At 70.0% G+C, this 19,999-nt stretch carries 17 protein-coding genes and 1 tRNA gene; 11 read left to right on the plus strand and 7 right to left on the minus strand.

Annotated elements, in window-relative coordinates:
• Positions 1-36: 36 nt before the first annotated feature.
• The gene (locus QSK36_RS07440; RefSeq protein WP_285781787.1) at positions 37-1,338 is read right to left on the minus strand and encodes an ABC transporter substrate-binding protein; all 1,302 of its coding nucleotides are present in this window, start codon (positions 1,336-1,338) and stop codon (positions 37-39) included.
• Between the two features lie 413 nt (positions 1,339-1,751).
• On the opposite strand from QSK36_RS07440, the gene QSK36_RS07445 reads away from it, so the two are divergent.
• Positions 1,752-4,580, plus strand: coding sequence for a glycosyl hydrolase (locus tag QSK36_RS07445; protein ID WP_285781788.1), 2,829 nt, complete (start codon positions 1,752-1,754; stop codon positions 4,578-4,580).
• Positions 4,581-4,629: 49 nt separating this feature from the next.
• Here QSK36_RS07445 and QSK36_RS07450 read toward each other — a convergent pair whose 3' ends face one another.
• On the minus strand, positions 4,630-5,598 hold the full coding sequence (locus QSK36_RS07450) for an AraC family transcriptional regulator (protein WP_285781789.1): 969 nt from the start codon (positions 5,596-5,598) through the stop codon (positions 4,630-4,632).
• A 149-nt stretch (positions 5,599-5,747) separates the two neighbouring features.
• Here QSK36_RS07450 and QSK36_RS07455 point away from each other — a divergent pair, with 149 nt between their 5' ends.
• The 4 genes from QSK36_RS07455 to QSK36_RS07470 all read left to right on the plus strand — a co-directional run bounded on the left by QSK36_RS07455 (position 5,748) and on the right by QSK36_RS07470 (position 9,940).
• Positions 5,748-6,254 (plus strand): anthrone oxygenase family protein, encoded by a 507-nt coding sequence (locus QSK36_RS07455; protein ID WP_183534996.1) that lies wholly within the window; start codon positions 5,748-5,750, stop codon positions 6,252-6,254.
• Positions 6,255-6,306: 52 nt separating this feature from the next.
• A complete protein-coding gene (locus QSK36_RS07460) occupies positions 6,307-6,837 on the plus strand; it encodes a PadR family transcriptional regulator (RefSeq protein WP_183534999.1) in 531 nt (176 codons plus the stop codon).
• Positions 6,834-8,237: a DHA2 family efflux MFS transporter permease subunit gene (locus tag QSK36_RS07465; protein ID WP_285781790.1), complete on the plus strand. Its 1,404-nt coding sequence runs from the start codon at positions 6,834-6,836 to the stop codon at positions 8,235-8,237. The genes QSK36_RS07460 and QSK36_RS07465 overlap by 4 nt, the downstream gene beginning before the upstream one ends.
• Positions 8,238-8,551: 314 nt before the next feature.
• Positions 8,552-9,940, plus strand: coding sequence for a glycoside hydrolase family 16 protein (locus QSK36_RS07470; protein WP_285781791.1), 1,389 nt, complete (start codon positions 8,552-8,554; stop codon positions 9,938-9,940).
• 57 nt (positions 9,941-9,997) lie between these two features.
• Here the strand turns inward: QSK36_RS07470 and QSK36_RS07475 are convergent, their stop codons facing one another.
• Together QSK36_RS07475 and QSK36_RS07480 are read right to left on the minus strand one after the other, a co-directional pair.
• On the minus strand, positions 9,998-10,582 hold the full coding sequence (locus QSK36_RS07475) for a DUF5666 domain-containing protein (protein WP_285781792.1): 585 nt from the start codon (positions 10,580-10,582) through the stop codon (positions 9,998-10,000).
• A 286-nt stretch (positions 10,583-10,868) separates the two neighbouring features.
• A complete protein-coding gene (locus QSK36_RS07480) occupies positions 10,869-11,462 on the minus strand; it encodes a TetR/AcrR family transcriptional regulator (RefSeq protein WP_285781793.1) in 594 nt (197 codons plus the stop codon).
• Between the two features lie 82 nt (positions 11,463-11,544).
• Between QSK36_RS07480 and QSK36_RS07485 the strand changes: the two genes are divergently transcribed.
• Positions 11,545-12,252 carry an alpha/beta fold hydrolase gene (locus QSK36_RS07485; RefSeq protein WP_285781794.1) on the plus strand — a complete coding sequence of 236 codons (708 nt, stop codon included), beginning with the start codon at positions 11,545-11,547 and terminating at the stop codon, positions 12,250-12,252.
• On the opposite strand, the gene QSK36_RS07490 is transcribed toward QSK36_RS07485, so the two are convergent.
• Together QSK36_RS07490 and QSK36_RS07495 are read right to left on the minus strand one after the other, a co-directional pair.
• A complete protein-coding gene (locus QSK36_RS07490) occupies positions 12,253-12,873 on the minus strand; it encodes a LysE family translocator (RefSeq protein ID WP_139578458.1) in 621 nt (206 codons plus the stop codon).
• Between the two features lie 74 nt (positions 12,874-12,947).
• Positions 12,948-13,316: a response regulator transcription factor gene (locus QSK36_RS07495; protein ID WP_139578658.1), complete on the minus strand. Its 369-nt coding sequence runs from the start codon at positions 13,314-13,316 to the stop codon at positions 12,948-12,950.
• 149 nt (positions 13,317-13,465) lie between these two features.
• On the opposite strand from QSK36_RS07495, the gene QSK36_RS07500 reads away from it, so the two are divergent.
• A tRNA-Arg gene (locus QSK36_RS07500) sits at positions 13,466-13,540 on the plus strand.
• Positions 13,541-14,014: 474 nt separating this feature from the next.
• Here QSK36_RS07500 and QSK36_RS07505 read toward each other — a convergent pair.
• Positions 14,015-14,557, minus strand: coding sequence for a hypothetical protein (locus tag QSK36_RS07505; protein ID WP_285781795.1), 543 nt, complete (start codon positions 14,555-14,557; stop codon positions 14,015-14,017).
• Between the two features lie 1,124 nt (positions 14,558-15,681).
• On the opposite strand from QSK36_RS07505, the gene QSK36_RS07510 reads away from it, so the two are divergent.
• The 4 genes from QSK36_RS07510 (at position 15,682) to QSK36_RS07525 (ending at position 19,884) form a co-directional block, all read left to right on the plus strand.
• The gene (locus QSK36_RS07510; protein ID WP_285781796.1) at positions 15,682-16,845 is read left to right on the plus strand and encodes a sensor histidine kinase; all 1,164 of its coding nucleotides are present in this window, start codon (positions 15,682-15,684) and stop codon (positions 16,843-16,845) included.
• Entirely contained in the window at positions 16,842-17,507 is a 666-nt protein-coding gene (locus tag QSK36_RS07515; RefSeq protein WP_285781797.1) for a response regulator, read from the plus strand. The genes QSK36_RS07510 and QSK36_RS07515 overlap by 4 nt, the downstream gene beginning before the upstream one ends.
• 96 nt (positions 17,508-17,603) lie before the next feature.
• Complete coding sequence (locus tag QSK36_RS07520) at positions 17,604-19,037, plus strand: alpha/beta hydrolase (protein WP_285781798.1); 1,434 nt, start codon at positions 17,604-17,606, stop codon at positions 19,035-19,037.
• A gap of 52 nt (positions 19,038-19,089) precedes the next feature.
• Entirely contained in the window at positions 19,090-19,884 is a 795-nt protein-coding gene (locus tag QSK36_RS07525; protein WP_285781799.1) for a DUF4386 family protein, read from the plus strand.
• Positions 19,885-19,999: the final 115 nt, after the last annotated feature.

Here is a 19,999-nt window from a genome sequence, read left to right on the forward strand (position 1 = left end):
CGGAGCGGATCGCCCGGGAGCCCTGCCTGCGACGGACTACTTGATGCCTTCCACGTCCTTGAGGACCTGGGCCCACGCCTCGTCGGGCGACTGCTTGCCCTGCTCGACCCGGCCGATGCCGTTGCCGACCGCCGTGCGCACGTCGCCCTCGCGCGGGCCGAGGTGCTGCGGCTTGAGGTTCTTCGCGGCGTCGGAGTAGATCTTGCCGACGGGGGCGTCGTTGAAGAAGTCCTTCGTGAAGTTCTGGATGTCCGGCTGGTCGTACAGGGAGGGGATCGACGGGAAGTTGCCGATGGCCTTGAACACCGCGGCCTGGTTCTGCGCCGAGGTCAGGAAGTCGATCAGCTCGGCCGCCTCCTTGGGGTGCTTGCTCTGCTTGGGCACCGTGAGGTGGGAGCCGCCGGAGTTGCCCGCGCCGCCGGGGACGGTGGCGATGTCCCACTTGCCGGCCGCGTTCTTGGCCTGGTCCTGGATGTAGGCGGTCATCCACGCGGGGCAGATGACGGTCGCGAACGAGCCCTTGGCGAAGCCGGTGTTCCACTCCGGCGTGAACGCGCCGATCTTGGCGGAAAGGCCGGCGTCGATCATCTGGACCGACAGGTCCCACGCCTTCTTCACGTCGGGGTTGGTGGCGACGACGATGTTGTTCTGCGCGTCGTACACGCCGACCGGGGCCTGGGCGATGATGGCCCGGAAGATCTCGCCGGGGCTGTCGAAGAACTTGGCGTCCTTGGGCGCCTTGGCGGCGAACTTCCTGCCGGCCTCGATGTACTGCTCCCAGGTGGGCCACAGGGCCGACACCTCGTCGCGCTTGCTCGGCAGGCCGGCCTTCTCGAACAGGTCGGTGCGGTAGCACATGGCCAGGCCGCCGACGTCGGTGCCGAGGCCGATGAGCGCGCTGTTGGGGGCGAGGCCCTGCTGCCACTTCCAGTCGAGGTACTCGCCCTGGCGCTTGTCGAGGCCGTACTGCTTCAGGTCGTAGAACTTGTCGGGCTGCGAGGTGAACTGGCTGATGTAGCCGACCTCGATCGCCTCGACGTCCGCGGCGCCCGCCCCGGTGGCGAGGTGTGCGGCGAGGTTGGTGTGGTGGTCGGCGTACGCCGCCTGGCGCTCCTCGATCTCGACGTTCGGGTGCGTCTTCTTGAACTCCTCGTAGAGCGGCTTGAAGCCGAAGTCGCCGAAGAGCCCGACGCTGAGCTTGATCTTCTCCGTGGACTGGCCGCTACCGGTCTTGGTGTCGGATCCGCCCCCGCCGCACGCCGTGAGGGTGAGCAGGGAGGCGGCGAGCATGGGGGCGACGAACCGGACGTACCGGCGGCCCGCGTGGGGAATGCCCATGAACCCTCCTTGGGTTCCGCATATGAAATCGATCTTGAAGAGAGCGCTCTCGCACAAGAGTGGGAGTCGGCCGTGAGGTCGTCAAGGGGCGGATCAGTAACGATTCCCGTTATCTCGAAAGGGCGTAACCGCTGGTGAGAGCGCTCCCACGGACATCGGTGCAGCATGGGAGGGGCGTCGCGCTGGGCGTGGGGGAGTCGGGCGGAGTCTCGCCCGAGAGCCGGAATCGTGAGAGCGAGCCCTGATAGAGAGCGCTCTCGCGATCTTCGAGAAACTTTCTCTTCCCGTTGACACGGAGTTGCATCCCGCTTAGCGTCAGCGGCGCTGAGAGCGCTTCCAGCATCGCTGCCGGGTTACGGACCGGCAGAAGTTCCGCCTCCCGCAGTCGTTAACCCCCCCAGCGGAGGTCGCACATGCCACTCCGTCCTGTCAGGATCCTCGGCCTCGCCGTCCTGACCGCACTCACCCTGTCCCTGCCCGCCCTGCCCGCCGACGCCGCCGTGGTCCCCGTCGGCGCGGGTGGCTACACCACCGACCTGCCCGCCGGAGCGAGCGGTCCCGCCAACTCCGACGGCGCCCCGGTCACGCCCAAGGTCACCTCGAACGTCACCCGCAAGGTGCCCACCAACGACTGGTGGTCGTCGCTCGCCTTCCAGCGGTACGCCGGAAACCCGTATTCCGAGAACATGTACGGCCACCCGCTGGCCTTCCACGCGGTCGCGGGCGGGCTGGAGGTCAGCTACCCCACCACCCCGCTGATCAGCGGAGACGGCCGTATGTACGAGTTCCCGCACGCCCGCGACCTCACGCTGGGCGTCACCGGCCTCAACTCGCCCGACACCAAGGTGGACGACTGGTCCGACTGGACCGTCACGCCATACTGGTCGGACGGCGCACGCTCGCTGAAGGCCACCATCGGGCACGGCCTGCCGTACGTCTACGCGACGCCGAGCGGCGGGGACGCCCGGGTCGCGTTCGTGGCCACGCCGGAGGTCTGGGCCGACCGGGGCAACGTCCTCGGCGTCACCGTCAACGGCCACCACTACGGGATCTTCGGGCCGTCCGGCACCGACTGGAGCCTCGCCGGCGCGGTGGCGACCGACGCCCTCGGCGGGAAGAACTACTTCTCTGTCGCCGTGCTCCCCGACGCGTCCGCCGCGACGCTGGACCTGTTCGCCAAGTACGCCTTCAGCTTCGTCACGGGCACGAGTGTGACCTGGTCGTACGACGAGCCGTCGGCGCGGCTCACCACGACCTACACGGCGACCACCACGGCCAGGGAGGGCACGCAGACCGGCACGCTGCTGGCGCTCTACCGCCACCAGTGGCTGGCCACGAGCAGCACGCTGACGTCGTACACCTACGTCTCGCCCCGGGGCACGATGAAGCTGCGCGAGGGCACGTCGTTCAGCACCGTCCAGACGTTCCACGGTGTGCTGCCGTCGCTGCCCGACCTCGGCGCGTACGACAGGACGAGGCTGGGGAACTACGTGAGGCAGGAGGCGGACGCCGCCGACCCGTGGAAGGGCGCGACCGACACCTACTGGACCGGCAAGGCCCTCGGCCGCCTGGCCCAGCTCGTGCCCATCGCCGACCAGCTCGGCGACACGACCTCACGCGACAAGCTGCTCGGCCTGCTGAAGGGCAAGCTGGAGAGCTGGTTCACGGCCGGGGGAGCCGAGCAGTTCCGCTACGACTCCACCTGGGGCGTGCTCACCGGCTACCCGGCCTCGTACGGCAGCGACACCGAGGTCAACGACCACCACTTCCACTACGGCTACTACCTGATGGCCGCGGCGACCGTGGCGAGATACGACTCGGCCTGGGCGGCGAACTGGGCGCCGATGGCGAAACTCCTGGCTGCCGACGCGAACAACGGGGACAGATCGGAGACCCGGTTCCCGTTCCTGCGCAACTTCGACCCGTACGCCGGCAACGGCTGGGCCTCCGGCCACCAGGGGTTCGCGGCGGGCAACAACGAGGAGTCGTCGTCGGAGGGGATGAACTTCGCGACCGGGGCGATACTCCTCGGCGCGGCCACGGGCGACACCGCTCTGCGCGACCTCGGCGTCTACCTCTACACGACCCAGTCGTCGGCCATCGCGCAGTACTGGTTCGACAAGGACGACGCGGTCTTCCCGGCCGGGTTCGGGCACGACACCGCCGGCATGATCTGGGGCGACGGCGCGGCGTACTCCACCTGGTGGACCGCCAACCCCGAGGAGATCCACGGGATCAACATGCTGCCGATCACCGGCGGGTCGCTCTACCACGGGCTGTACCAGGCCGACGTGAAGCAGAACCTGTCCGAGATGGAGGCGAACAACGGCGGCCCGGCGGTCGAATGGAAGGACGTCATCTGGGAGTTCCGGGCACTCGCCGACCCGGCGGCGGCGAAGGGCGCGTGGGACGCCGGATACGCGGCGCTGGCGCCCGAGTCGGGAGAGTCGCTCGCGCACGTCTACCACTGGATCTACAACCTGGCCAGGATGGGCACGGTCGACCCCGGTGTGACCGCCGACAGCCCGACCGCCGCCGTCTTCGTGAACGGCTCCACCCGGACGTACGTCGCGCACAACTTCGGCTCGTCGGCCAGGCTGGTGACGTTCTCGGACGGCAGGACCCTGACCGTGCCGGCCCGGTCCACGGCGACCAGCGCGGGCGCGTCGCCGTCCCCGTCGCCGTCGCCGTCGCCGTCACCGTCGCCGTCGCCGTCGCCCTCTCCGTCGCCCTCTCCGTCTCCGTCGTCCTCGCCGTCCCCGTCTCCGTCTCCGTCTCCGTCGTCCTCGCCGTCCCCGTCTCCGTCGCCGTCGCCCACTTCCGGCGGGGTGGACGCGCGCTCGACCATCCAGGCCGAGGCGTACCAGGCGCAGAGCGGCACGCAGGTGGAGACGACCCAGGACGCCGGAGGCGGGCAGAGCGTCGCCTACATCGGCAACGGCGACTGGCTGCGGTACGACGACGTCGACTTCGGCGCGACGGCGGCGCGGCAGTTCAAGGCCAGGGTCGCCTCCGGCGCGGCGGGCGGGGCGAGCGGTCTGGTGCAGGTGCGGCTCGACAGCCTCACCGCCGCCCCGATCGGCGACTTCGCCGTCGGCGACACGGGCGGCTGGCAGAGCTGGCGGACGATCCCCGCGAACATCACGGGCGTCACCGGCAGGCACACCGTCTATGTCACCTTCAGCAGCGGCCAGCCGGCCGACTTCGTCAACCTCAACTGGTTCACGTTCGCCACCTCCTGACCGGCGGCCCACGGTGGAGCGGCACGTCGTCGACGGCGTGCCGCTCCACTCACGCGTACGTGGAGTCGTCCCGAACGGATTTCCGGCTCAGGCCCTCGCGGTACCGCTGGGGGCTTACGCCGCGCTCCCGCTTGAAGGCCGAGCTCAGCGCGAACGCGGTGCCGTAGCCGACCCGCCGGGCCACGGCCTCCAGCGTCGCGTCCGTCTCGCGCAGCAGGTCGGCCGCCTGCGCCAGCCGCAGCCCGGTCAGGTAGGCCATCGGCGGCTCGCCGACCAGTTTCGCGAACCGCTGTGCCAGCGCGGCGCGGGAGACTCCCGTCCGGCCCGCCAGCTCGGCGACCGTCCATTGGTGGGCCGGGTCGGCGTGCAGCATCCGCAGCGCCGGCCCGACCACCGCATCGCCGTGCGCCCGATACCAGCCCGGGGCCTGCGCGTCCGGGCGGGAGAACCACGTCCGCAGCACGGCGATCAGCAGCAGGTCCAGCAGACGGTCGAGCACCACCTCCTGGCCCGGTTCGTCCTTGACGATCTCCCTGCCGAGCAGCGTGACGAGGGAGCCGTCCCAGGAGTCGCCGCGCAGCACCAGCAGCGTGGGCAGCGCCGCCAGCAGCCGCTGGGTGACCGCGCCGCGCATCTGGTAGGTGCCGATGAGCATCACGGCCGACCCGTCCGGGTCGTTGCCCCAGTTGCGGATGCCCAGGTCCATCTCCGCCGACAGGGCGCGGCCGTCCGGCGTGGTGCAGACCTGCCCGGGGTGGATCACGACCTGCGGCGCGGTCGCCGGGTCGTCGGCGACCGTGTAGTGAGCGGGACCACGCACGACCGCCACGTCGCCGGGCCCCACCCGTACGGCCCGGTCCTCGTCCGGGGTGATCCACGCCTCGTCGCGCACCATCGCCACCAGGCACAGCGGCGCCTCGTCCTGGATCCGGACCGACCAGGGCGGGCTCAGGGTCGCCCGCAGCAGGAAGGCCCCCCGCGCCCGGGGCCCGTCCAGAAGGTCGGCCAGCGCGTCCATGCCCAGATCGTAGACGGCCGGATATGCGGTCGAGCGTCTCGGCGATGTCGCCCGGAGCGGTCCGCCGGTTGACTGATCGCCATGACGACGACAGCGCACATTCTGGTCACCACCGCCGGCATCGGCGCCCGGGCCGCGGCGGAGGCGTCATGACATATCTTCTGGCCGCTGTCGCGGCGGCCCTGTCCATGCTCATGACCGCCGGGATGGCGGGCACCTTCTTCGGGTTCTCTGTCGGAGTCATGCCGGGCCTGAACGCGGCGTCGGCCTCCTCGGCGATCGACGCGATGAACGCCGTCAACGTGAAAATCCAGAACCCGGTGTTCCTGGCGGCGTTCGTCCTCGCCCCGGTCGCCGCAGCCGGGGCGGGCGCCCTGCTGCTGGCCACCCCTCGCTCCGGCGCGGCCTGGCCGTTCTTCGCGGCGGCCGCGGTGTACGCCGTCGGCGTGATCCTGATCACGGCCGCGGTGAACGTGCCGATGAACGACGCCCTGGCCGCCGCGGCGGCCCACGGCGACCCGGCCGGGGCCGCCGCCCGGATCTGGTCGGACTACTCGGCCCGGTGGACCACGTGGAACTCCTGGCGGGCCGTGGCCGGCGCGGTCAGCCTGCTGCTGATGGGCTACGGCGTCTACCGGTGGGGCCGGGGCTCCTGACCCCACGCCATCTCGTCTGTACGGTTAAACTAACCTAGGTTAAATTGGACGAGTGTACTCCGACATCGTGATCCTCCGAGGGCTGCTCAACACGCCGAAGCACGGCTACGAGATCAAGAAGTACATCGAGCGCGTCACAGGAGGGCTGCTCAACAACAACACGCTCTATCCCGCGCTGCGGCGTTTCGAGCAGCGCGGCGAGATCGAGAAGGTGGCGGAGGAGGTCGCCCCGGGCCGTCCGCCGAGGACCGTCTACCGGATCACCGACAAGGGCCGTGAGCGGCTGCGGGCGCTGCTGCGCACGGCCGATCCGATGCTCCTCATGAAGGACGAGGAGTTCCAGGTCAGGGTGGGCCTGTTCGATCTGCTGCCCACGCCCGACCGCCGCAGGATCATCGAGGTGCGGCGGGAGTGCGTGGAGCACTCACTGGCGGCGCAGGAGGAGCTGGCCGCGGCCGCGGGACACGAGCCGTGGGGCCTGCGCGTCCTCCGATTCAACATCGAGCGCCACCGGCTGGAACTCGCCTGGCTGGACGAATTGGAGGCGGCGCTTCCGGAACCCGCGTCGCGGGAGTCCTTATGACAGGCGCCGAGGCGGGCAGGCCCACCCGCCTCATGTCCCTCGGGCTCGTCGCGGGCCCGATCCTGTCGATGGTCGACTCGTCGGTGGTCAACCTCGCGGTGCCCGACCTGACACGCGAACTCAACCGGCCCCTGGAGGTCGTGCAGTGGGCCGTGAGCGGCTATCTGCTCGCCCTGGCGGTCGGCCTGGCCCTCACGTCCTTCGTGGCCAGGAGGTTCGGGCTGGTTCCGACGTACATCGGCAGCCTGGCCCTGTTCACGCTCGCGTCCGCTGCGTGCGCACTGAGCCCCGACGCCGGCGCGCTGATCTGCTGCAGAGCCCTGCAGGGCCTGGGCGGCGCGCCGCTCGTGCCGCTGGCGATCGGCCTGCTCATCGGGGAGGGCGGAGCCGCGACGGGCTCGGGTGGCAGGGTGCCGCTCGCCGCGGGTCTCGCGTTCTTCGCGGCGCCCGCGCTCGGCGTCTCCCTGGGCGGCCTGCTGATCGGCGCGTACGGCTGGCGCTCGATCTTCCTGATCAACCTGCCGATCGGGCTGCTTGCCCTGCCCGGCGCGTTCGCGGCGTACCGGGCCGGTCTGGGCGTCCGGGGCGACCGCGCCGTACGCCCGGACCTGCCGGGGCTGATGCTGCTGGCGACCGGGCTCGGGCTGGCGACCTACGGCGTCGAACGGGTGGCGGCGCACGGTTGGGCCACCCCGTCGTGGCCCATCGGCCTGGCGCTCCTGGCCGCCTACGTGCTGTGGGCCCGCCGCCGGCCGCAGGCCGCCCTGGCGCTCGACCTGGTGCGGGACCGGGCGCGGGCGATGACCCTCGCCCTGTGCGCGGTGTCGAGCGTCGTGTTGTTCGCCGTGCTGTTCCTGGCGCCGCTCTATCTCCAGACGATCCAGCACCACTCCAGCCTCGTCACCGGGCTCGCGCTCCTGCCGCAGGGCCTGGCCATGGGACTGTCCGCCCCGCTGGGTGACAGGGTGGCCGAACGCCGGTCGGTGCGGTTCGCGGTGGTGCTCGGGATGGTGCTCCTGACGGTGATGACCGGCCTGATGGCGCTGTTCACGCCGGACACGCCCGTGTGGCTCACCACGCTCGTCCTGTGCGGACGCGGCCTGGCCATCGGGTTCACGAGCCAGCCGCTGGTGCTCTCGCTGCTGGGCGGCCTGGCGCCGGAACGCGTCCCGGACGCCAATGCGCTGTTCAGCGTGGCGCAGCGGCTCGCGGGATCGTTCGGGATCGCGCTGCTCGTCACGTTCTTCACCACTCGCGGCGCGGCGACGGGCTCGCCGCTCACGGGCTTCCGCGAGACCGCCCTGGTCCTGGCCGCGACCGCACTGCTCGGAACGCTGGGCGCGACGGGGCTCCGCCTGGCGTCGGCGACGGGACGCCGGGCGGGACCGGAATCCACCTGACGCCGGCGAGGGGGCGCCGGGGCCCGGGCCGGGGCTCCCTCCGGAGGCAGATTGGAGAGCGCTCTCTCGTCACTGCGCGCACCGGGCGGTACTCGCTGAGAACGCTCTCTCAGATTTCACAGATCCCCTTGACGCGAGTGAGATTCAGAGGGGACAGTGTCGCTCAAGCGGTCCGCGATCGCGGTGCGCGGGCCCTCACGACCCTCTCCGGACACCGCCGTCCGGCCTTCAGACGTCCACCGTCTTCGCTCCGTGAGGCCGCCCGCACCCCCAATCCCCCCGCCGCGACGACCGGACCGAGGAGAGAGGTACTCATGCGTGTGCTCCACTCCCCATGGCGGCGCTCGGTGCTGGCGCTGCTCGCCGTGGCCGCCGCGGTCATGGCCCTCGCCGTACGGCCCGCCGACGCGTCGGTGCCCGGGACGCCGTCCGGCTGGTCGCTCGTCTGGTCGGACGACTTCAACGGCACGGCCGGAACGCTTCCGTCGTCCACCAACTGGATCATCGACACCGGCCACTCGTACCCCGGAGGCCCGGGCAACTGGGGCACCGGCGAGATCCAGAACTACACGTCCAGCACCTCCAACCTGAGTCTGGACGGCAGCGGCAACCTGCGTATCACCCCGATCGGCAGCGGCCAGAACTGGACCTCCGCGCGGATCGAGACCCGCCGCGCCGACTTCAAGCCGGCCGACGGCCGCATCCTGCGCATCGAGGGCCGCATCCAGATGCCGAACGTCACGGGCGACGCCGCCCTCGGCTACTGGCCAGCCTTCTGGGCGCTCGGCGCGCCGTACCGGGGCAACTACCAGAACTGGCCCTCCATCGGCGAGCTCGACCTGATGGAGAACGTGAACGGGCTCAACACGGTCTGGGGCACCCTGCACTGCGGGGTGAACCCCGGCGGGCCGTGCAACGAGACCAACGGCCTGGGCAGCAGCCGGGCCTGCCCCGGCTCGACCTGCCAGTCGGCCTTCCACACCTACCGGTTCGAGTGGGACCGCAGCGTCAGCCCCAACCAGCTCCGGTGGTACGTGGACGGCCAGCAGTTCCACAGCATCAGCCAGAGCCAGCTCGACGCCACGACGTGGTCGAACATGACCTCCCACGCCGGATACTTCATCCTGCTCAACGTCGCCATCGGCGGCGGCTTCCCCAACGGCGTGGCCGGGTTCTCCACGCCCACCTCCGCCACCGTGTCCGGGCGGCCGATGGTGGTCGACTACGTGGCCGTGTGGCAGAGCGGCGCGACCACCAGCCCGCCGCCGAGTTCGCCCCCGCCGGGCGGCGTGGACGCCCGCTCCACCATCCAGGCGGAGAACTACCAGGCGCAGAGCGGCACGCAGGTGGAGACGACCCAGGACAGCGGCGGCGGCCAGAACGTCGGCTACATCTCCAACGGCGACTGGCTGCGCTTCGACGGCGTCAACTTCGGCTCGACGGCGGCGCGGCAGTTCAAGGCCAGGGTCGCCTCTGGCGCGGCGGCCGGCGTGAGCGGCCTCGTACAGGTCAGGCTCGACAGCCCGACGGCGACGCCGATCGGCGACTTCGCCGTCGGCAACACCGGCGGCTGGCAGAGCTGGACGACCGTCCCGGCCAACATCACGCCGACGACCGGCACCCACACCGTCTACATCACCTTCAGCAGCGGTCAGCCGGCCGACTTCGTCAACCTCAACTGGTTCACGTTCGCCACGTCCTGACCGTCACGCCATGGGCGGGGGCCGCTGCGGGTCCCCGCCCATGGGCAGCGTTCGGCGTCACCCGGTGGGCGAGACGGTCTCCGGCGACGGCGATCCGCCGGGCGTGACGGACTCACCGGGTGTGGCGGGTGCGGACGGCGTCTGCGGGGTCTGCGGCGGGGGTGCGCCGCCGCCGTGCCCCGGCAGCGTCGGGCGGCTGGCGTCCGCGACGATGATCGCCCTCGGGCTGCCGCCGGTCGTGCCAACGACCCAGACCTGGTCGCCCTGCTGGATCCCCTGCAGGCCCTTGTAGTCCGCGACGATCCTGGTCGACTCGTCGACCGCGTAGGTGCGGCCGTCCACTGTCAGGGAGCCGCTCTGCACCGAGTCCACCGCACCCGTCTGGCTGGTGAAGGTCTGGTAGTCGCGGGACGTGCGCGGCTGCTGGGGCTGTCCGAACTGGAGCAGGCCGAGCTCGTTCATGCCGAACTGCTCCGGACCGGGCCGGAGCTGTCCCCCCTGGGCGTACCGCGGCTGGTCGTGGCCCGGAGCGCCCGCCGCGGCGAGGCCGGCGCCGGTGGCGAGGGCGAGCGCCGCGGCGATTCCGAGGAGAAGCCGGGGCCGCTTGCCGTGAGGTTTGGGCGGCTTGCTGGACATGGTCATCGGTGTGCTCCCTCCACTCGGCGCTGGGGCACGACATGACACGGTGCGACATGACAAGGTGCGCCATGACACGGTGCGGCCTGACGTGGCCGGCGCGGCTGGGATGTGCGCGAATGACGTGAGCGGACGTGACCGTTGCAGGTCATGGAACGTCCGCGGGAACGACGCGCCGGGCCTACGCGGCCGCGCATGGAGCGCGCGGCGCCGCGAACCCGTCGCGGAGGGCCGCGGCCAGTGGCGCTCCTGGCCGGGCCGTCCGGTCGATCTGTTCGGTCGATCCGTTCGGTCAGCCGCCGGTCCGCGCCGGTCGGCCCGCCTTCGGATCCCCTGGCCGCCCTACCCCATCGACTACGGCGTTCACCGCCCGCTCGGTAAAGCCATCGTCCAGAGGCAATTGCCGGAATACCACCCGTAGCCAGACCGCGCCGGCGAGCAAGTCCATGATCATCATCGGGTCGGCGGAATCGCCGATCTCGCCGCGCTCACGCGCCCGTTCGAAGATCGGCCGTTCCCGGGCGAACCGGTCGGCGAAGAAGCCTCTGGCCGCCTCCGCGAGCTCGGGGCTGTTGGCGGCGGCTCCGAGCGCCGCGACGGCGATGTCCGCCGCCGGGGGAGTGGTGAGCAGCCGGGCCAGGCCGTCCAGCAGCGCGTGCAGGTCGCCCCGCAGGCTCCCGGTGTCGGGCACGTCGAAGTCGAGCGCCCGCGCCTCGACCAGCGCCGTGCCGAGCAGGGCGGCCTTCGACGGCCACCACCGGTAGATCGTCGTCTTGTTGACCCCCGACCGTCCGGCCACGCCCTCGATGGTCAGGCCCTCGTAGCCCTTCTCCGCCAGCAGGCGCAGTGCGGCGTTCAGGATGTCGTCCTTCTTGCGTGGGGCCATGGCGGGAGCCTACTGCAACGCACCGTTGTGTTTTAATGGCGCTCACAACGCAACGTTGCGTTGCCTTCTGAGGAGGTGCGTCATGAGCATGCCGGTGGTCTTCGTCCACGGCACCCGGTTGAGCGGCACGATGTGGTCCCCGGTCCGGGCGCTGCTGCGGGCCCCGTCCGCCGCCCCCGACCTGCCCGGCCACGGCCGCCGCCGCGGCCTGCCGTACGGCACGGAGGCGGCCTGCGACGTCGTCGCGGAGGCGATCGCGGACCTGGGCGGACGGGCCCTCGTCGTGGGGCTGTCCCTCGGCGGTTACGTGGGCATCGCCGCCGCCGCGCGGCATCCGGACCTCGTCGCCGGCCTGGTCGCGATGGGCTGCACGGTGCGGCCGGACCGGCCCAGGATGCACGCCTACCGGCTCGCCGGGCGTATGGCCGCCCGAAACCCCGCACTGGCCGACCGGGTGAGCCGCTTCGCGCTGCGCCGGATGCTGCCCGGGGCCGCCGGAGAAGCCATGATCGAGGGCGGGCTGAGCAGCGAGGTCGTGGCGTCCGTCGTCGCGGCGGTCACGGCGGAGGACCCCCTCGCCTCGCTGGCGGCCTACCCCGGCCGGGTCTGGCTGCTGAACGGCACCCGCGATCCCTTCCGGGCCGACGAGCAGGCGTTCCTGCGGGCCTGCGCCGACGGCAGCCTCACCCACGTGCCGGGCCGGGGCCATCTGACCGTGCTCGCCGATCCCGCCCGGCTGGCCCGCTTCATCGACGAGGCGGCCCGGGACCTGTCCGCCTGCGCGGCCTGATCAGCCCCGCGCCGTACGCCCGGCCCCGCTCAGCGCGGCGACGAGGGCGAGCGCCAGGTAGACCAGCCCTGAGGCGTACCTGAGCGTGCTCGCGCGCAGGCGGCGGCCGAGCGACCCGGCGGTGAGCGCGTACGCGAGGTCCGATGCCAGCCCGATGACGGCGAGGACCAGCCCGAGAAGGAGGACCTGCCCCGGCACGTCGCCGAAGGGATCCACGAACTGCGGCAGGAACGCCAGGAAGAACAGCACGGTCTTGGGGTTCAGCACGTTGACCACCACGCCTTCGAGGAAGACCCGGCGCAGCGGCTGCGGCCGCGGCTCGTCGCCGTCGGAGCCCCGGCCGGTCAGGGCGCGGACGCCGAGATAGGCGAGGTAGGCGACGCCGGCCCACTTCACCGCCGCGAACAGCTCCGCGGACCGCGCGAGCAGATAGGACAGGCCCGCCGCCGCCGCGGCGATGTGGAGCAGTGTGCCCGTCTCCACACCGAGGGCCGAGGCGATCCCGGCGCGGCGGCCCTGGGCTACGCCCCGGGCGGCGATGTAGAGATGGTTGGGGCCCGGCACGGCCACCACCGCCGCCGAGGCGGCCGCGTACACCAGCAACGTCGAGGCATCGATCACGCTTGCCGAGGCTAGAAGCGTCCCGGCCCCCACACCCGGGCCAATCGGTGCCCGTGTCCGTGGACCAATGCGGCTCAGAGCGCCTCGGGGCCCTTGGCGAGGTCCCGTACGATCTGGATCAGCTCGGCCGGGTCGAACGGCTTGGTGAGATAGGCGTCGACGCCGATGTCGTAGCCCCGCCTGCGGTCGTCCTCCTGGGCCCGGGCGGTGATGAGCATGACCTTGATGTGCCGGGTGCTCGGGTCCTCCCGCAGTCGCGTGGCCGTCTCCCATCCGTCCAGACGCGGCATCATCACGTCGAGCGTGATCACATCGGGATCCACGTCATGGACGCGGTCCAAACAGTCCTGCCCGTCGTACGCGGTCTCGACCTCGAACCCCTCCAGGGTCAGGTTGACCGCTATGAGCTGCCGGATGACCTCGTCGTCATCCACGACCAGCACGCGTCCCAGAAGCTCGCCCACGGCGGCAAAGTTAGCCAATGAGACGGGGTGGGCGCGCGGTTTTCGCTGATCCATATGCCCGCGCCCTCCGGCGGCCGTATCGATGTCACGAACGGCCTTCAAGTGCTGGTAGCCTTATCAGCGGTTGAGCCCCCTTAGCTCAGGGGATAGAGCACCGGCCTCCGGAGCCGGGTGCGTAGGTTCGAATCCTACAGGGGGCACCATCGTGATGTCGCAAGACATCGGAAACCCTCGAACCTACGGGTTCGGGGGTTTCTTTGTGTACTGGGGTCAGTAGTCGCGGGTGGGGTCGGTGATCAGCGCGCGGAGGAGTTCTCCGGTGGTGGTGGCGACTACGCGGACGTGGAGATCGTCGACGAGAAGGACGACGTGGGTTCGTCCGATGCCGATGGTGGAGCCGGCCGCTGATGCGCAGGGTGACGACGGCGGGGTGGTCGACGCGGTCGTGTCGGACCCGGGTCAGGTAGCGGCTGATCGTCGCCCGGGACACGGTGACCTGGTGATGGTGTTACAGGTGCCGGACGATCGTGTCCGGCCCGGCGTCCAGGCCCTGCGCGGACAGTTCCCTACAGAGGTGGACGATCAGTTCGACGATGGCGGCGTCGACCGCGGTCGGTGGGGTCTCGGGTCGTCTGGATGGGGTGCAAGGCGCTCTCGCCCTGCTCCCGGTAGCGGGCCTAGAAGATTCCCAAGAAGATCCTCGCGGCTGCCGCTGCGATGAGAGTTGCGGCACTGATCAGCATCCACCGAGTTGCGCTTCCGAGTTTCTTGGTCCTCGCGTGATGAACGCAGATGCAACGCCACAGCTCAAGTGCTGCCGCATCTAATATCTCCGCCGTGGTTTGCGTGGTGAACGTGTGGTGAAAATCCTTTGCGGAGCTTATTTTGCTGATTGTGTCGCTGTAACTGAAGGCAATTGGAATGCGATCCTCGTACCCTATGGAGACTTCTGGAATGAACCGCGAGCCGGTGAACACTCCGATCGCGCTTATGGTTGAGTAGGTAGTGGCCGCTAGGCTGACCAGTGTTAACGCCCCGATGATCGGCGATATGGGAGAGGAGTTAAATCCCGATATCAATACGACTCCGGTGATTACGAGAGCATTTGCGCTCAAAATTCCGCCCGCTCTGCCGATGAGCCCCAGTCGGAGCTGATCCGATCGAGTCAGATGCCATTGGGCGAGGCTAAGTCGAGCTGTAATGTCCATCTCATCAGCCATGTGGCTTTCTGCCTTCCCTCATCGGCTAGCAACGGGGTCCATGATTGTTCAACGCGATCGGGTGGAAACTGGTTCCCGGTATGAGCATGTCGCCGCCTCGCCAAGCAGCCGTAAGGGACTGCGGATCACGTCACCGGCTTAACCATCGAGTAACACTGGGTGGCTTCCGCGCTGATCCACGCCGAATAGCCAACTGGGGCGCCCGCCGGGGATGCATCGGTTGATGCGGGCCGTCGTGTTGCTTGCACGCCGTCTAACGGGGAGCACGTGGGTCTCCGGCAATCACCGCATTCGCCGCTTCGGGAACGAGATCGATATGTGCCCGGCACTGCGGCAACAGGGCGTCGGCTGTCAGCACCAATCCGGCTTTATCTCGCCTGAAGTGCTAGGTCTCGTCCAGCTCGCGCACCACCACACGCGGCGTACTGAGCGCACGCGCCATGATTACCCGTGGCCGGCTTTACGTCTTGCGGGCTGAGCCGCGCTCAGATCGCGCTTCCTCAGAGCTATCGCCGACGGTTCCGCTGCTCGTCGGTGACACGGCCCGGGATCCGGCGCATTCGGCGGGAAAGGTTGTAGCGGGTATTGCCGCACTCGTCGCCGCCGTGTCGCACGCGACGCGTGATGTATGCGGTCAGCTACGGAAACTGACGCGGGCTTCGATGGTCAGTCTTCGTCCGGATACAACCGCTGGTGGAGTTGGCGCAGATCTGGTTGGTGCCACGCAGGGGGCACCAGACCTTGACCAGCGGATCAAGTCGCTGAGCAGGGCGAACAACGTAGAAGCGGGCGGGCCTCCAGTCTCACGGAGTCCCGCCCGTTCTCATTGGCGCTCGCTGGCTGTGGACCAGTTGTGGACCGACCCTCACTAGGTCAATGCGGCCTCGATGCGGAGGTTGTTCTGCTCCTGGCGGCCGTCGAGGAACTTGGCGTAGCGCTTCAGGAGCATGCGACAGCCGCGCTTGATCTCGGCTTCGTCCGCGCATGACTACCTGCACGAACTCTGGGAGCAAGGCTCCCGCAGCCGGCGCCTCATCGTTGGCCTGTGATCCGGCAGGGGCGCAGCTCGGCGAGACGTTGTCCGGGGGTAGAGAGCCACGGTGTCCTGTGCGTACGGTTGGCGCATGTTTGAGCTGCGGCCCGCTGTACGGCGCTGGATGGTCGACGCTGCCGTGGCGGTCGTGGTGCTGGCAGCGGCGGAGATCGCCATCGCTACCGGTAGAGAGGCGCACTCCGTTTCCCGTGACTGGTTGGCGTACGTGCTCGGGGTCGTGATGGCCGCGCCGTTGCTGCTGCGACGGCGGAGTCCCGCGGCCGCGCTGTACATCGTCTCGGCGGTGCTGTTGCTGTTCTACGCGCTGGGTTATCCGGGCTTCCCACCATCAGTTGTGCTGGCTGTGCCGCTGTACGATGCGGTGCTGGCGGGTTACCTGTGGCGGGCGCTGCCGGTGCCGGTCGCGTTTCTGTCCATGGGCTACGTTGTGGCGGTGCGGGACGGCATGCCGCCGCTCGACGCGGTCGCGGTGTTCCTGCCATCGATGGCCTTGGTCGTGGTCGCGATGCTGCTGGGCGCGCTCGTGCGCAGCCGGCGTGCGTACGCCGAGGAGGTGCGCCAACGGCTTCGTCTGGCCGAGGAGCAGCGCCGGCGCGAGGCCGAGCGCCAGGTGGCCGAGGAGCGGCTGCGCATCGCCAGGGAGTTGCACGACACGGTGGCGCATGCGATAGCCACCATCACAGTGCAGTCCGGTGCCGCCCTGCACCTGATCGACCAGGATCCGGCGCGGGCGCGGGATGCGCTCAAGGCCATCCGGCAGACCGGCAAGGCGGCGCTGGGTGAGATGCGCACGACGCTGGGCGTGTTGCGGGCCGACGGCGAGTCCGTCCTGGTGACCGATCGCGACGTCGGCCTCGACCGGTTGCCGGATCTTCTGGCCGCAGTGCGGGCGGCGGGTCTGGAGGTGGGGTTCGACGGCGACATGGCCAGCCGGCGGTTGCCCGAACCGGTCGATCGCGCGGCGTACCGGATCTTGCAGGAGTCGCTGACCAACGTGCTGCGCCACGCCGGGTCAGCGGCGCGTGCCCAGGTCCGTCTGGCTTGGGAGCCGGAGTGGATCGCGATCGAGGTGACCGACGACGGTGTGAGCGCCGAAGCGGAAGCGTCGGGGGGCGGGCATGGTCTGGCGGGGATGCGAGAGCGGGCTGAAGGACTGGGCGGGTGGTTCGAGGCGGGGCCGCTGCGCGGGCGCGGTTTCCGGGTGTGGGTACGGCTACCGCTGGAGGCAGCGTGATCCGGGTGCTGCTGGCCGACGACCAGGTCCTGGTACGGGCCGGCTTTCGATCGTTGCTGGACAGTGCGGCCGATATCGAGGTGGTGGGCGAGGCCGCCAACGGTGGGCAGGCGATCGCCTTGGTACGCGAACTGCGGCCTGACGTCGTGCTGATGGACATCCGGATGCCGGAAGTGGACGGGGTGACGGCGACCCGGAGGATCACCGATGACCCGGGGCTCTGTGGGGTACGCGTGGTCGTGCTCACCACGTTCGCGGAGGAGGCGAATGTCTTCGCCGCGCTTCGTTCCGGCGCGAGCGGATTCCTGGTGAAGGACATCGAGCCTGATGAACTGCTGCACGCGGTGCGGATCGTGGCGCGCGGCGACGCGCTGTTGTCGCCCAGCGTCACGCGGACGGTGATCGCCCGGTCCCTCAGCGCCAGTTCGGAGGCCAGGCCACGGCTGGAGCCACCGGAACTGGCTCTGCTGACCGGCCGGGAGCGCGAGGTGGTAAGGCTGGTGGCGGCCGGGCTGTCCAACGATGAGATTGCGGCGCAGTTGGTGGTCAGTCCGTTGACCGCCAAGACGCATGTGTCACGAGCCATGATCAAGGTGGGCGCGAGGGACCGGGCCCAGCTCGTGGTGTTCGCTTACCAGACGGGGCTGGTCACGCCCGGTTGATACTCCCGCTGGAGTACGCCGACGCAGTACCGGGGGCTGGAAGGTGTCTGCCTACGGCGGACGCGCCACCCCCTCGCGGTGGCGATCATTGCGGGCATGTCTGATGCTGCACTGGGCACCGGGGCGTTCTCCGGCCCGATAGGGAACGCGGAACCCGCCACGGCGAAGAGAGGGCCGCTGCTGATCATCGCGTTGTCGGCGGCGTCGGGTGGCACCGCGATCTATCTGGCTCCGCTCGCCGCGGTGTGGCGTATGTCCTGGCCGTACGGGCTGCTGTTCCTCGCCCTCGGAGCGGCGCAACTGGGCACCGGTGCCGGTGTGCTGGCGCGTCCGGTGCCGCGGCGGTTGCTGCTCGCCGCGACGGCCGCGCTGGTCGTGGTCACCTTGTGGGCGCTGACCCGGCTTACCGGGATCCTTCCCGGACCGGATCCGTGGATGCCGGGGAACTCCGTGATCGGGTTCACCGACTACGTCTGCGCCGCGCTGGAGGTCATCGCGGTGGCCGGTCTGGCCGGGGCGGCGGTGCTCGGGCCGCGCCCGCAGCGGCGCCTGCGGAGGGCGACGGCCACGGCGGCGGTCGCGCCACTGACGCTGGTCGTGCTGCTGGGCAGTTTCGTGGGAGTCGCCGCGGCCAGCGACGGACTGGCCGGCGCCGGGTTTCCCGCCGACGCTGTGGAGCCATCGAACCTGCCCGCCGGACAGCGCAGCACAGTGGAATACTGCCGCCCTGACGGCGTGCCCCTGGCCATGGATCTCTACATGCCCTCCACCGCCGCGCGGACCGGTCGGCCGATGCCTGTGGCGGTGTACATCCACGGTGGCGGCACCATCCTCGGTGACCGCAAGACCACCGGGCTCGGCGCGACACTGGCCAACCATGAGGGCGCCCTGTTCACCCCGCTGCGACGCCAACTGAACGCCCGCGGATTCGTGGTGGCCTCGATCGACTATCGAATGCCCCCGGGCGCGCCCTGGCCGGCGTCGATTCAGGACGCCAAATGTGCCGTGCGTTTCCTGCGCGCCCATACCGCCGCCCTGGGCATCGACGCCGACCGGATCGGAGCCTGGGGTGGTAGCGGCGGAGGGCAACTCGCGTCGCTGCTCGGCCTCGCCGGGCCGGGAGCAGGATTCGACGACGGTCAGTACCTCGACCAGTCCAGCACCGTCCAGGCCGTGGTGGACATGTTCGGCCCCGCCGACCTCAACGACTTCGACGACGCCCCGCCGTTCATCCGCTTGTGCCTGGCGATCGGCGTCGGGGACTCTGCCGAGACCCGCCGCGCCATGAGCCCCAACACCTACGTCACCGCCAACGCCCCGCCGTTCCTTGTGCTCCATGGCGACCGCGACGAGGACGTCTTTCCCCGCCACTCCTTCGGCTTTGCCAGGCGCCTGCGCGCCGCCGGCGTGCCCACCACCCTGATCGAGGTCCACGGCACCGGGCACACCCTGGACACCCCCGGCCAACGACCGTCCCCTCAGCAACTCACCGACACGGTGACCGCCTTCTTGGTCAACACCCTGGGCTGAGCGGCCCGATTTCACCTACATCGACCACGCACATTCACACGGGAGACCCATCATGACGCTGCCTAACGCGACCGGCATCGCAGCCGGTCAGCGATGGGATACCGCCCATAACATGAAGATCGGCGGTGTATGCACCGTCCTCGGCGCCGTCGTCTTCACCACGGCCCGCCTCTTGCACGGCGACACTCCAGCGGCCGACGCCGAAGCCGCACTGGATTTCGTCGCATCACGACCGACCTACGCCGCAGTGCACCTGGTCGCCGTCTTCGCCTCGATGATCGCGATGGCGGGACTGATCTCGCTGATCAAGTCGCTCACCCACCCTACGGCCCGGATGCTGGGCCGAGTGGGGCTGGCGAGTTCCGCCGTCGGACTCGCGGTGTTCAGCGTCGAAAGCACCAGCGAGGGCCTGGCCCTACCGGAGCTGGCCGAGGCGGCCGCGAAGGCCGCTCCCGGCGGGCGGGCCGAACTGGTGCGTGCCGCGCACGCGGTGGCGATGACGACCCACGGCCCCTCCCTGGCCGCGATGGCGCTACTGTACGGCGTGCCACTGATGCTGTTCGGAGTCGCGATGATTCTGGGCGACTACCCTTCCTGGCTCGGATGGGTCGGGGCAGTCGTCGGCACCGTGACACTGCTCGCCGCGACGGGCCTGTTCCTGTCGCCTCCCCTGTTTCCCGGCGCGTTGTTGTACGGCGTCCTCGGCTCCATGATCGTGCAGCTGTGGTTGCTTGCTGTGGGCGTGACAATGCTGCGCCGTGCGGTGGCCTATGCCCGCCTCGGTGAAGAGCCCTCCGCCCGCATCACCGCCGAAGCCGACCCCATCCAGCGCCGCCGTTCCCACTGACCTCAACACGGCGATTGGTCGCTCAGTCCGCCTCAGGTTCATCCCAGAACGGCGGTTGCGCCGTCGCGACATGCCACGACAAGGTTCCATCCGTCGCCGTGGTCATCCGCGCGCA

The organism is Microbispora sp. NBRC 16548 (assembly GCF_030268985.1).
Taxonomy (GTDB): Bacteria; Actinomycetota; Actinomycetes; order Streptosporangiales; family Streptosporangiaceae; genus Microbispora; species Microbispora catharanthi.